Below are 14782 nucleotides of genomic sequence, written 5' to 3'. Positions count from 1 at the left end.
ATTTAAAAAGCAAAGCAAAAAGAAAACTTCTAATTCTAAAAGGTAATAATAAAAGTTGCTATAAGCAACCTTTAAACTATAGTTTGTTAATCTCGATTATTGTTTCTTCTTTTTTGTTTTTGGGAATCTCTATAACTTTAAATGTGACTTCATCATCGAGAGTATATCTAGTATTTTTGGTTAATTTTTGACGATTTGTTTTGAAAAGTAATCATGAACGTAAATTCATTTGTCCTTCATTTTCTTCAAGTAAATCATCATCAATTTCTAATTGTTTAAAAATATCTGACATTTGTGCACTTGCATGTACATGTGATTTTTCAAGTGAAATTTCATAAATCGCTTCGTCATTGTCGTATTCATCATAAAGTTCACCAACAATTTCTTCGATAATATCTTCAATTGTAATTAAACCAATAATATCTGTACTATTGTTATTCTCAACAACAAAAGCCATTTGTGCTCTATTAGCTCTCATTTTTTCTAAAGCGCTAGACAAAATTGAGTTCGCTGATATTAATGGAACATTTTTCATGAAATCTATTACACGACCATTTTTAACGTGAAAAATATCTTTTAATAATACAATACCAATTAACACACCGTCTTTTTCGACCGGAATACGTGAATAGTTTGATTGTTTAAAAATCTTTAAAGCATCGGTAATAGATGTTTTATAGTTAAGTGTTAAAACATCTTTTAATCTAATATAGTGTTGTGCTACTTTTGTTGAATCTAAGTCTAAGGCATTTTGCGCTAAAAGTGATTCACCAGTTTGCAACACTCCTTCGGATTGTGCTAGCGAGATGATATTTTTTAAATCTTCTTCGGAGTTAGTAACATACACTTTCTTACTTAATTTACTTATTGGGTAGGTAAAAATGAAGAAAATGTAAAACATAATTTCATTGAAAATCGCAAATATTTTAAGTCATTTAACTGCGTGTGATTTTGCAATTAATTTTGGTGTAATTTCACCACATAAAACTAATATTGGTGTAACTACAGCAGTAGATATAATTGGAATTAAATTTTGGTTTCCACTAAATATTCTAGCTAATAAATAAGATGTAAGTGTTGCAGAACCAATATTTACTAAATTGTTAGCAATTAGAATTGTGCTTAATGTTTGATTAAATCTTTTAATTTGACGGCTGATTAGTTTACTAAATTTTTGTTCTTCTTCTACCATTTCGTGTACTTTAGCAGGCGAAACAGTAGCATAAGCAGTTTCACTACCACTAAAAATAGCACTAAGTACAAAGAGTAAAATAAGAACTCCTAATAATAAATATACTCATCATTCAATTGATGTTTGCATTGCACCAGGTGTTGAAACCGAGGTTGCAGTGCTAAATAATTTTGTTATATAACAGGAACTGGAACAGTCCATTAGTATTCTCCTTTAACTTTTTCATCTGTGAATTTTACATATTTACCCGTGTAAATAAGTGTACCGTATCCTTGTTGACCACCACGGTTTTTGGCAACTGATACAATAACAGGAATATGTTCATATTTTGTGATATCTTCTTGTTCTTGTGAGTTTTTGTTTTTAAATGGTTTACGATTTAACATAAGAACAATATCGGCATCTTGCTCAATAGAACCAGATTCACGTAAATCATGTAATTGTGGACGTTTGTCTTCTCTATTTTCAACACTACGTGATAGCTGCGAAAGTGCTAGAATTGGCACCTTGAGTTCAAGAGCTAGTGTTTTTAATGAACGCGAAATTGTCGCAACTTCATTTTGTCTATTACCACCTGCATCACTACCTGAGATTAATTGAAGGTAGTCGATTACTACTAAGTCTAAATTTCCATTAAGACTTTTCATAAGGTGTTTGATTTTGAAAACAATTTCAGTGATTTTTGATTTAGGTTCATCATCAAACCAAATTAAACTATCACCATTAATTTTTTCAATTGTTGTAAATAATTTCATTGCATCATCTTGTGATGTAATTAATTTTGGATTTTGGATTTTATATAAGTCAACAGAACTTGCTGTGGCTAGATATCTAGAAGTAAGTTCGTTTGTTGGCATCTCTAATGATATGAAGGCAACGTTTTTTGGAGTTCCATTTTTTGCACCTTCATCAATTACATTTTTAGCTATGTTTAAGGCTAAAGCAGTTTTTCCGACTCCTGGACGAGCGGCTAAAATAATCATTTGACCAGGTTTGAATCCTTTGACATAGTTGTCTATAGTTTCAAAACCGGTTAATAAAGTTTTATCATCTGTTTTTTTATTTAATAGTATTTCATTAATATGATTTCTTAAATTAACCGCTGCATCAGTAAGTGGAATGAACTCACTGTTTTTAATTGACATTTTATTGTTATATAAAATGAAGTTTTGCATATCATCAATGCTATCAGATCATGTGATTTCTTTGTTTGTTGATAATGCTTTTGTGTAACTATTGTAGAATGATTCAATGTTACGCATTTTTTGTAATTCAATTAATTTTTCAACGTTAATAATGAAGTTATCTTCATTAAACATAACTGAAAATATTTTATTTAATACAAAAGAGTTTAAAGCGTTATATTCAAATAAATCTAACTTAACAACATCATCTACTAGTCTTGTAATGTCATTGTAATCAAATGTAATTGTTTTATTATCTGACTTATCTCTAGTAGTTTTAAGTAATGTGAAAAGTTGTTTACATTCATTTGTAAAAAATGCTTCAGGTGTTAGGTAATCAAAACCTAAACTTTGTTTTTCTGTGTCATTAAGAATATTACTTAATGTTTCTAATTCAATTTGCTCATCTTTGAATAAAGTTGTAGCAAGCGGAACTAAGTCTTCAGAGACATTTTTGTACAATGGATTATATTTAAAGTTATTGCGTTTATTTTTTGACATGTGTAATTTTAATTTCAATTTTAATTTTAGCTTTAATATCTTTGTATAACACTGCTTCTACATAGTGTGTACCTTCTGATACAAGGTGCACTTTAGATAATGAGTGTTTTGGTAGTTTGTAACCTAAAGCAACAAGTTTTTTATCTAAATCCTTTGTAGATACTGATCCATGAACGTTAAGGTTTCTATTTGCATCTACGTTTGCTTCAAGGTTGTATTTAATTGTTAATTGTTCTAATTGTTCTTTTAATTCAAGTGCATTTGAACGTGCTTCATGTTCATTTGCAACTAAGTCATTTAAACGTTTGTTTAATTCGTGTACTGTTTTGTCATTGTAAGGAACTGCAAAACCATGTTTTACTAAGTAGTTTGTACCATAACCACTTGAAACTTCAATAATTGTGTTTGCTTTTCCATCTTTACAATCTTTAATTAATATTACTTTCATCGTTAATTTGTCTCCCTGCTGAAATTATTGCGTGTCTAACATTGTCTACAAATGTTTCTAGATCTTCACTTGAAGTTGCTGCAGCGGTACTAAAGTGACCACCACCTCCAACTTGCTCACAAATAATCTGTACATTTGTATCAATACCACGAGCACTAAGTTTGTATTCTTTTTTCGATTTCAATTTAGCTATCACAAATGATGCGACTCTTCCTTTGATTTTAAGAATCTCATTTGCTGCGATTGAAATAACGTCATTTGATACTTCTTTGTCAGTATAGGCAAGGAAGTAACCTTTTTTGATTTCTGTTGTATTTTTTAAGATTTCACGAATCTCTGCTTCTGTATCATCATCAAATTTAAGTAAGTTACCACTTCTTACAACATCGGCTCCTTTACCTTCAAGGAATGCTGCTGCTTCAAAAGTTCTTGGTGTAACTGATTTTGAGAATTGAACTGTGTCTAAGTAAATACCACTTAATAACAATTGCGCTGCTATTGGTGTGATGTTTGCTTTGAATTCCATAAATGTGATAACCTCAGTTACAATTTCTGATGCACTTGATGCAGTGGTATCAATGTAAATATTTGTTATTGGACAATAATCCACACTCTTACCAACTCTATGGTGGTCAAAGACAAAAATATTTTCTCTATCTGCATTGATTAATGCATCTGGGTTATCTGTTCTCATTACATCAGAGTTATCAACCATAACAACTAATGTATTTGCATTTGTATTTTTTGTTGCGTGCTCAGCACGAACAAAAATTTTGTTTAAATCTATTTTTTGTTGTTCTACTAAATCATCAAGCATTCGTTTAGTTGTCTGATCTTGTGTTTCAGAACAAATATATGCTTGTTTTCCATATCTTGTTGCAAGTTCATAAACTCCATATGCAGCACCAAAGGCATCTAGATCTGCAAGACTATGTCCATAGATCATAACATTTTTAATGCTTGGATCTTGAAGTTTCTTAGAAAATTCTAAGGCAACAGATTTAATTCTAATTCTTGAGTTGTTTGAAAGAACTTCGTTGTTTGAACCATAATAAACCGGTGGTGATGTGTTTGAGAATATTGCAATCTGGTCCCCACCACGGTTTTGTGCTTGAACCAATGCTTTTTTGGCTTGTTCAAGTTTTTCTTTTAATGAACTTCATCCGTGTGCAAAACCAACACTGAGTGAAAGTTTATTAATGTTTCCATCATCGATTTTTTTGTGAATATTAATGAATAAATCAAAATGTTCTTTACTCATTAATTTTAGTGATTCTTCAGTTGTGAAGATAACAAATTTTCCGTTTGTATATTGACGATAGATTAAGTTGTATTTCTGCATATAGTCTTTAATTGTGTCAATTACAACTTTGTTAATGATGAATAATTGTTCTTCAGAAAGAATTGATTGATACATTTGATAGTTATCAATTTCAATTTCACCAATAACCGGTTTTTGCTCTCATGATTCAACTTTAAATAAGTATTCGGTTGTAATATCACGAATTACAATAACATTTGATAAAGGCCAGAATTGAGCTTCGTAAATATTGTTGTTATTTTTGAATTCTCTCTTGGTTTCATTCATATCGATTGTGTTGTTGAAAGTTGTATCTGCTTTTTTGAAAAAGTCAGTTACTGTGTGTCCAACAAAATCTTTATGGAACTTATTACGAATAAAATTACTTGCCCAAATAATATTTTGGTTAATGTCATAGATAATAATCCCGATGTTGTTGTTGGTCATAATATCTTCGACAAAGCTATTAAACGATTTACGTATAAGTTGTCTTGATCGAGCAAAATTCGAAATTGTAAAGAACATTGAAATAGTTATCATAACCACATTTAATACTATTGCAATTGATAAAAGTATTTTAACCGCTTCAATAGAATTTACATTTTGGTACTTTTGACTTGCTGTATCATAGTGAATAACTAAACCAATAACTAATGCTACTAAGGTTAATAAGAATATGATTGTCGCAACAAATCCTAAATAGTACTTTTGTCTTGAGTTCATAGAGTCCTTTCATAATTTAATTTATTAAATTATACTATATTCGCTCTTTTATCTTAGAGAATGAAAAACACCGCTCGTAAGCGATGTTATTATTATTCCATTTTAATGATGGTGAGAGTGGAATGATAAAATAAGAACTGCTATGATTATTCCTATAAATAAGGCTAATAATACTAAATATCATTTTTTCTTAGACATATCTGTGTGGTAGAATTCTGGGATGAACTCAACAATTGAAGTGAATAAGAATATTCCTGCAATTGCCGCAAATGTTACCGCTTTTAATCATGCATAATGATCTATTGCTTCTCCGGCATAGACCCCAGCCAACATAAATGGTAAAAATAGTGATAATCCGAGGAATGAAAGTAATAGTGATTTTCATCGGTTAAATCCAGCTTCTCTTAATCTAAAGTAGAAAATTGTTTCTTCTGGAATTAAGTGAAGTATTAATGAGATAAAGTACGCTATTGTTAAGTTATTAGCACTATCTCCTTGCATTGCTAGGTTAATATTGTAACCTAATAAGAAACCTTCAGGAATTCTGTGTGTTAATACAAGTAATAAAGCAATTACCTTAAGTTTCATTGAAACTTTTGAATTAATAACTGCTTCTTCAGCTGCTTGTAAGTTTTCTTCTTGACTGAAAATGTAATCTGGGTGTTGAAATACGTGATTATCAACATCATTACTATGTGAGTAACCATCTTCTCCATCAACGTGAATGTGTGGATGTGCATGTGAGTGATGATCATGATCATGTACAAAAACCGAAACAGATTTATTATTACTTCTTTTAAGTTTTTTATTGATTCTATATGTGATTACAAATTTTAAAGTAAATGAGAATAAAAGTCCCATTAATAATCCACCAACAATAATCATGGCATTATATCCAAAGATTTGAGATTGTGTTGGATTAGGCGCAAAAGCACTTTGAACTCATTCTCCTGATTCTTCAATTGATTCTCTTAAGAAACCGAATGTTGCTAGGATTAAGAAGAATCCGGTTGAAAATGCATATAGATATAATGAGAAGTTTTTCTTTTTATTTCCCTTCATTTTGAATAATGGAAAAATAAATGAAAGAATTGTTGGAATTGCTAATAAACTAAGTAATGTGATGAAAACTACTAAAAATTGACTTAATGCAGTTGAATAACCTAATGTGCTAGTAAAATATTCATTTAGTTCTTGAAAAATACGCATTTTTCTTATTTATCTTGATGTTGTACATCGATGTTGTGGTAAACATCTTGAACATCGTCATCATCCTTTAATTTGTCAACAAAATCTAATAATTTTGTTTCTTTTTCTGCGTCATACTCTACGTACATGTTAGGTAAGTATGTTACTTCACATTGAATATAATCTTCAACATTTAATGATGATTCAATAGCTGCTTTTAATTCACTAAAGTTATCTGGTGTAGTTGTAATTACAAATGATGAATCTGTAATTTCAACATCATCAGCTCCGTTTTCAAGTGCAACCATCATAATATCGTCTTCTGATACTACATCTTTGCTAATTTCAATAATTCCTTTTTTATCAAAAGCAAAAGGAACTTGACCTGTTTTACCTAATGTTGCATTTTGTTTATTGAAGTAAGCTTGAATATTTGATTTAACTCTGTTAATGTTATCTGATAATGTAACAACAATAAAAGTTGCCCCACCACTAACTGTTGCATTGAATACTGTTTCAATGAAAGCGTTAGCATTTTTATCACCAGATGCTTTAGCAATAGCTTTTTCAATATTATCTTTTGGCATGTTTTTTGATTTTGCCTTAGAGATAGCCAATTTTAAAGCTGGGTTTGTATCTGGGTCTGGTCCAAGTTTTGCTGCAACAAAAATTTCTTTTGATAATTTTTGGAAGATTTTTCCTCTTGCTGCATCTTGTGCACCTTTTCTATGTGCAATATTGGCTGCGTGTGAGTGTCCTGCCATAATATTCTCCTTTTATTCTGGTTTATAAATAGAATCTCTTTTATGTTGCGAAATTCTATGTTTATGTTCTATTTTATCAATCGTCTCTTGTGATAAAAATTGATAAATTTTATTAGTTTGATCAATGTGATCAAGGTAAAAATCTAAATCTTTGTAACTAAATCCTAATTCTTCTTCATCTGTTTGGTTTTCTCATAAACCAGCAGATGGTTTTTTATTAATAATGCTTGCTGGTACACCTGTAAGTGACGCTAAGTAACGTACTTCACCTTTTGTTAAATTTGAAATAGGTAATAAATCAACACCACCATCACCATATTTAGTGAAGTAACCAATAAATGTTTCATCAAGATTATCTGTACCTAGCACTAAGGCATTTTTGTCTTGTGCTTTTGCATATAAACAAGTCATTCTTAATCTTGGTTTAATATTCGCAATTGCTAGTGGGTTTGTAACATCTACTGCTTGTGACATTGCTTGAAAAGCATTAGTTAAATCAACTATTTCAAATTTATCATTAAAAGCTTGCTCTAATTCATGAATATGAGTTAGATCAGTCTCAGTCATTTTAATAACCGGCATAACAATACCATAAGTTGTTTTTGGAAATACTTGTTTAGCAATTGAATAAACTAATGCAGAATCTATCCCGCCACTAATTCCAACAATAAATCCACTGGCATTGGCTTTTTTAGCATATTCTACTAAAAAACTTTTAATAACTTCAATGTACTTTAATGCTTCTTCTTTGTTATAAGAAGGAACATTATCAATATATGTTGTGATCTTTTTCATAGATTTCCTTTAAAAGATTTAGTTTAAATAATTAAATTAAATTAATTTATTTAAATTTTACATAAAAATAATCAATTTTTATTACATAATTTATACCATATTTTCTGTTTTATTTTACTAAATAGTAATATATTAACTTAAAGTGAACTAAATGCCTCTTTTGTTCTTTTTTAGTTCATTTACTAACAAGCAAAAATAATAAAAGTATAATATATAAAATAATAAATAATATAATGCAAGTAAAAAACACTAAAAACACTAGCACTAAGTATTTTATGTGCAAAAAGGACAATATTGAAAAAGCAAATATTAGATAAAAAAATTCACTTTATTAATCATGGAATGTCATATATTTTTAAAATATCTTTTACCGGTATTTTTCTTGCAGTTGCAATATTACTTAGTTTAATTGGTGGGTTTATTAAAGTATTTAATTTTTTAAGTTTAAATTTTAGCTTTATTGCAATTTTTATTATCTTCTATGTGATAGGGTATGACTTTGCTTTTCTTGCAATTATTGCAAATCTAGCAATCACTCCTTTGGTCTTGGTCAACTCTGGTTCAGATATTTCGATTAGGTATCTTGGTAATTTTATTATTTCAATATGACAAATGGTATTTTTATCCAGTTACATACTCTTTTACAACTCACTGCATGCAAAATTTAAACGATGAAATAACATTTTTAATCACATATTATCTGGATTGATTTCGATTTTAATAGCAGCATTTGTTTTGATGATTTTAAACACATTTTTATTCAATGTAATCTACTTTAGAATCTTGAATATAATCAAAAGTTTTTCTTTAAAAGAAATCACAGAAATCTATCCAATGACATTGAAAAATCTTTTCTTTGGAGTACAAAATTATTACTTTGGATCGTTTCTTTTATATTTTGTATTCAATTTATTGAATATTACTAGCAATTTTATTATAATTTTGATATTTATATTATGAGATGAAAAACAAAGCATTGCAAATAACTTAAGAAACGTTCATCAAAATCATAAATACTAAAAACATTGGAGGGTTTTATGGAAAAATATGACTTTAAAAAAATCGATCATAAATGACAAACTAAATGACTTGAAAACAAAGATTTCGAGCCAAAAACAGATTTTACATTACCTAAAAAATACATTTTAAGTATGTTCCCTTACCCAAGTGGTAAATTACACATGGGGCACGTACGTAATTACTCAATTGGTGATGCAATTGCTAGATATTACCGTCGTAAAGGTTACAATGTTCTACACCCATTTGGTTGGGATGCTTTTGGTTTACCAGCTGAAAACGCTGCTATTAAACACGGAATTCACCCACGTAAATGAACATATGAAAACATTGAATCAATGGACAAAGAAATTCAAAAACTTGGGATTTCATTTGCTTGAGATTACGAATGTATCACAGCAGATTTTAATTACACTAAATGAGAACAATACTTATTCATTAAACTTTGAGAAAAAGGTTTAATTTACAAAAAGAAAAGTTTATTAAACTGATGTGAAAAAGACAATACTGTTTTAGCTAACGAACAAGTTATCGATAACCAATGTTGAAGATGTGATTCAGAAGTTATCCAAAAAGAAATGGATACTTACTACTTAAAAATCACAGAATATGCAGATGAATTATTAGACGACTTAAAGAAACTTGAAAATCACTGACCACAACAAGTGTTGGCAATGCAAAAAAATTGAATTGGTAAAACCGAAGATTACAAAATTGATTTCAAATTAGTTAACAATTCAAAATACCACATTGATATTGATTCATTAATAGCATACGAAAACAACATTCAAGCAATATCAAACATCAATTACATTGCAATTTCAAATAAACACCCACTTGTTGAGATTTTAAAAGAAAAAGAATTCTTTACAGAGTCACAATTAGAACTTATTGAGCAAATCAATTTAAACTTTATTAAAAAAGATTTTGGAAACAAAATTTACCTTGAAACACCTTTTGAAGCAGTTTCAAATCTTGATGGCACAACATATAAAGTTATCATTGCTGATTTTGCTTCATACAACCCAAATAAAAATGTTGTTCTAGTAACAAATACAAATAAAACACATGTAAGTTTTATGGAAGCAAATCAACTAAGCTTTTCTCAAGAAGAAAAAGAAAATATTGATGTTGAAAATCTTCAAATCGAAACAAAATACAACTTACGTGATTGAGGTATCTCACGTCAAAGATATTGAGGAACTCCAATTCCTTTAATCAATTGTGATAAATGTGGAACAGTTGCAGAAGAATTAACAAACTTACCAGTTTTACTTCCAGAAGAAGTTCAATTTACAGGTCAAGGAAATCCTTTAGATACAAATCAAGATTGAATCGACACAAAATGTCCAAAATGTGGTGACTATGCAACAAGAGAAACAGATACATTAGATACATTCTTTGAATCAAGTTGATATTTCTTACGTTACACAACACCAACATTTATGCGTGATGAGAAAATTTTCTCAGAAGAACACATTAACTACTGAAATTCAGTTGACGAATACATTGGTGGTATTGAACACGCAATCTTACACTTACTTTATGCACGTTTCTTTACAAAAGCGCTTGCTGATTTAGGTTTAGTTTCATTTAGAGAACCATTTAGTAACTTATTAACACAAGGAATGGTGCTAAAAGATGGTGCTAAAATGTCTAAATCAAAAGGAAACACAGTTGAACCAGGTGAAATGATTGATAAATTCGGAGCTGATACAACAAGATTATTCATTTTATTTGCAGCCCCACCTCAAAAAGAACTTGAATGATCAGATTCAGGAATTAATGGATGTTTTAAATTTATCAACAGATTACAAGAAAAAACAGAATTTGTTGATGTGAACTCAAATTACAAAAATATTGACAATACTTCATTAACATCAGAAGAGAAAAAAGCACGTTACAAATTACATTTAGGAATGCAAAAATTAATTGATACATTCGAAAATAGAGATAATCAATATGCATTTAACACATTAGTTTCGTGAACAATGGAAACATTAAATGAATACGACAAAATTACTAGATCAGACTTAATCACAGAAATGTTCTACATTATGTTAAATATATTAGAACCATTCATTCCACACTTTGCTTGAGAGTACTCAGAAAAATTCTTTAATCTTGAAAACCTTAACGATTTCAACTATGACAAAGACGCATTAGTATTAGACGAAATCACATACGGAATCACTGTTAACGGAAAACTAAGAGGTGAATTAACAGTTTCAAAACAAGAAACAAAAGAAAATGTTTTAGCACAAGCAAAAGAAGTCGTTGCAAAATGACTTGAAGATAAACAAATCATTAAAGAAATTTATGTTCCAGGAAAAATCGTGAACATAGTTATTAAATAGGAGGATATTATGAGTAAGAAAAATAAAAAAAGAGATGAACTTCAAGAAAAAATAATTCAAATATTATTTGAAAAAGAACCAGAATTAGCAAAGTTAAAAGATGATCCTATCCTAGATGAGTTTTATGATTGAATGGACATGATGGGTATTCTTCATGACAATATTGTTCCATGACATAGAAATGATTTTATTCAAGGTATGGTTGATAACTTACTTCAATCATTAGAACACGCAAATTCACAGTCATTAGTTGATAAACCTTTTATCTTTAGAAAATACCTTAGAATGATGATCGATGATACTGATGAAAGTTTTAAACCAAGCAATGATGAAGATTTCAGAGAACAAACATCAAGTAGTTTCCTTACCGAAGAAGATTTCGATCAACTTGATGACTTAATTTTCTCTGATGATATTGAAGAATTAGCTACAAAAGAGCCTTGAAACCAATACCCATTCTTAGTTGAAAGAAGTAAAGATATTAAAGAAGTTCCTAAATCAAGCAAATTTAGAAATGTGCCTAGTCCGACTGATTACTTTACATATAAAAACAATCCAGATTGTAATCATACTAGTCCATTCGAATGTAAATGCCGTTCAAGAAAGAAAACTGCTAAAGCAGCTAAAGAAAACGTTTATGTTCCAGGTCTTTTAACTCCTTCATATAAAGATATGCCTGTTGCATACGGTGTTCATGAAATATTCTACGCACATAATAGAACTGAATATCATATTTTCTCAGATTTAAATAAGAAAGCTCCGTTTACAAAAGATAGTGATTTAACTTTTGTACTTGTAACAGATGCACCATTCTATAATGAAATTGCAGACCCTGAAAAATACAGAACATGAGGAATTGAAGTTTCTTATGGTGTATACATTAAACCATTCAAAGTTACACATGTTGATGGTGGTATTAAAGTTGCTTATAAGGCAATCGCTCCTTTTTACATCGAAGACAAATACACTCACTTTGGTGCATTAACTCCAGATATCAAAAATTACATTAGTGTTCCAACACCAATAATGGTTTTTGGATATACTGATTATGATAATGTAATGTTTAAAACAAACTCAATCTACAGAATTTCTGAAGATGAAGCAATGCAAGCAGTTGACTTGTTTGAAACATTTGGTCAAATGGACGACGCATTTAGTAGTAGCGAATTACCAAGCGAACTTAACTCTATTCCACACAATACATTCCAAACTGATAGAAATACAAATAAAGGTTACACAATCTCATATATTAAAAAACTTATCAAAGACTCTGGAGATCAATCTGTTCCTGGTTCAAAAGAATACAAGAGAACATTATTTGCATCAATCTTCAACTTTATCAGTTCAGACTTTATTAAATTGCGTGGAATTTGATCATGTCTTACACCGATCTATTTTGTTCCTGTAGATCAAATTGTCCTAGAGTTACTTTCAAGAATTACAGAAGAAGTTAATTCAGAAAATGATATTAAAACCAGAATGAACAAACGTTTAGGTAACCAACAAAAAGAATTTGTTCTTAGAGAAAAAATGAGAGCAATTCAAGACATGTTATCAGAACTTCAAGTACCACTTGAAGAAGATGACTATGCTAGAGCTCTAAAAGATCCAGTTCTTTCTCAAAGATATCCTGAAAGCATTAAGACTTTAATTAAAGATGAAACAAAAAGAGCTTCAGAAATGATGCAAGCATCACCAGAAGCTTCAATTGCGAGAACATACATTTCACTTCTTAAAAAATTACCATGAAGAGTAACTGAACGTGAATTCTTAGACATAAATCGTGCACAAGAAACACTTGACAAACATCACTATGGTTTAGAAAAAATTAAAGAACGTATTTTAGAATACTTAGCAGTTTTAATTAACTTACAAAAAATCAAAGACAAACAAACAACAAAAATTGCTATTCCAGGTAAACCTTCAAAAGAAATTGATCTTTCATTATTTAAAGAAGATGATGATAGTAAAAAAACATACAATAATGTTCCAATCCTTACACTTATCGGGCCACCTGGTACAGGTAAAACATCTCTTGCTAAATCAATTGCTGAAGCTTTAGGCAGAGAATTTATTAAAGTTTCACTTGGTGGGGTACATGATGAAGCTGAAATTAGAGGGCACAGAAGAACATATGTTGGGGCAATGCCAGGTAAAATCATTAAAGCAATGAATAAAGTTGGTGTGTCAAACCCAGTTATTTTACTTGATGAAATAGATAAAATGGCTTCTGATATGAAAGGTGATCCAGCAAGTGCTATGTTAGAGGTGCTTGATCCAGAACAAAATGCAAACTTCCAAGATCACTACTTAGAACATGAATATGATCTTTCTAAATGTGTTTTCATTGCAACAGCAAACTACATCGAAGGAATTCCGCATGCTTTATTAGACCGTGTTGAATTAATTGAATTACAATCTTACACATTATCAGAAAAAGTTCATATTGCACGTAACCACTTAATTGCTAAAGTGCTTGAACAAACTGGTTTAGATGATAAGAAATTTAGTATTAGTGATGAAACATTAAAATACATCATTAAACACTATACACAAGAAGCCGGTGTTCGTGGACTTAAGAGAATTCTTGATCAATTAGCACGTAAAATTATTCTTAAATCAATGAAAAACAAAAAACTTAAATCATTCGAAATTAAAATCGATGAATTAACAGAATTATTAGGTGTAATCAAATACAAAGAAGATACACCTGAAGAAATTCTTGATGCCGGAGTTGTTAATGGTTTAGCTTATACACCATATGGCGGAAGTACATTACAAATCGAAGTAACAACATACCCTGGTAAAGGTGAATTAAAACTTACAGGTTCATTAAAAGAAGTTATGCAAGAATCTGCACAAATTGCAATTACATATGTACGTGCAAATGCAGAAAAATTCGGAATTAAAGACTTTGATTTTGAAACTAACACAATTCATATCCACGTTCCAGAAGGTGCTGTTCCAAAAGATGGACCAAGTGCTGGTGTAACATTTACTACAGCTATTATTTCCGCACTTTCAAACCGTCCAGTTTTAGGTGAATATGGAATGACAGGTGAAATTACACTTACAGGTAAGGTTCTTCCTATCGGTGGACTTGCTGAAAAATCATTCGCAGCAGTTCAAAAACAATTAAAAACAATTTTCATACCACATGAAAATATCAGAAACTTAAAAGATGTTTCAGATGAAGTAAAAAGTGAATTAGTTTATGTCCCAGTTAAAAAATACGAAGACATCTATAATGTAATCTTTTTAGGTAAAAAACCTGAAGAAAAAATTACATTTAAATTAGAAAAATAATAAATCA

The 14782-nt window shown here is 29.8% G+C and carries 10 protein-coding genes; 3 read left to right on the top strand and 7 right to left on the bottom strand.

Going from position 1 to position 14782, the window contains the following annotated elements:
- Positions 1–76 precede the first annotated feature (76 nt).
- The 7 genes from H9M94_RS03040 to nadE form a co-directional block, all read right to left on the bottom strand.
- A complete protein-coding gene (locus H9M94_RS03040; protein WP_255483447.1) occupies positions 77–1393 on the bottom strand; it encodes a CNNM domain-containing protein in 1317 nt (438 codons plus the stop codon).
- Complete coding sequence (locus tag H9M94_RS03035) at positions 1393–2877, bottom strand: DnaB-like helicase C-terminal domain-containing protein (protein ID WP_187469472.1); 1485 nt, start codon at positions 2875–2877, stop codon at positions 1393–1395. Before H9M94_RS03035 ends, H9M94_RS03040 begins: the two co-directional genes overlap by 1 nt.
- On the bottom strand, positions 2864–3325 hold the full coding sequence (rplI, locus tag H9M94_RS03030; protein WP_187469471.1) for a 50S ribosomal protein L9: 462 nt from the start codon (positions 3323–3325) through the stop codon (positions 2864–2866). Before rplI ends, H9M94_RS03035 begins: the two co-directional genes overlap by 14 nt.
- Positions 3306–5348 (bottom strand): DHH family phosphoesterase, encoded by a 2043-nt coding sequence (locus H9M94_RS03025; RefSeq protein WP_187469470.1) that lies wholly within the window; start codon positions 5346–5348, stop codon positions 3306–3308. The genes rplI and H9M94_RS03025 overlap by 20 nt, the downstream gene beginning before the upstream one ends.
- A 102-nt stretch (positions 5349–5450) precedes the next feature.
- Positions 5451–6557 (bottom strand): ZIP family metal transporter, encoded by a 1107-nt coding sequence (locus H9M94_RS03020; RefSeq protein WP_187469469.1) that lies wholly within the window; start codon positions 6555–6557, stop codon positions 5451–5453.
- Positions 6558–6562: 5 nt separating this feature from the next.
- Positions 6563–7300, bottom strand: coding sequence for a YebC/PmpR family DNA-binding transcriptional regulator (locus tag H9M94_RS03015; RefSeq protein WP_187469468.1), 738 nt, complete (start codon positions 7298–7300; stop codon positions 6563–6565).
- 12 nt (positions 7301–7312) lie between these two features.
- Complete coding sequence (gene nadE / locus H9M94_RS03010; RefSeq protein WP_187469467.1) at positions 7313–8095, bottom strand: NAD(+) synthase; 783 nt, start codon at positions 8093–8095, stop codon at positions 7313–7315.
- Positions 8096–8389: 294 nt separating this feature from the next.
- On the opposite strand from nadE, the gene H9M94_RS03005 reads away from it, so the two are divergent.
- The 3 genes from H9M94_RS03005 to lon are packed head-to-tail and all read left to right on the top strand — an operon-like array spanning position 8390 to position 14775.
- Complete coding sequence (locus H9M94_RS03005; RefSeq protein ID WP_187469466.1) at positions 8390–9115, top strand: MPN527 family putative ECF transporter permease subunit; 726 nt, start codon at positions 8390–8392, stop codon at positions 9113–9115.
- A 17-nt stretch (positions 9116–9132) separates the two neighbouring features.
- Positions 9133–11469 (top strand): class I tRNA ligase family protein, encoded by a 2337-nt coding sequence (locus H9M94_RS03000; protein ID WP_187469465.1) that lies wholly within the window; start codon positions 9133–9135, stop codon positions 11467–11469.
- Positions 11470–11478: 9 nt separating this feature from the next.
- Positions 11479–14775 carry an endopeptidase La gene (gene lon / locus H9M94_RS02995; RefSeq protein ID WP_255483446.1) on the top strand — a complete coding sequence of 1099 codons (3297 nt, stop codon included), beginning with the start codon at positions 11479–11481 and terminating at the stop codon, positions 14773–14775.
- The last annotated feature ends 7 nt before the right edge of the window (positions 14776–14782 follow it).

The sequence above is a fragment of the Mycoplasma sp. Pen4 genome (genome assembly GCF_014352955.1).
Lineage (GTDB): Bacteria > Bacillota_I > Bacilli_A > Mycoplasmatales > Metamycoplasmataceae > Mycoplasmopsis.
This window is presented reverse-complemented; position numbering and strand designations above follow the sequence as displayed.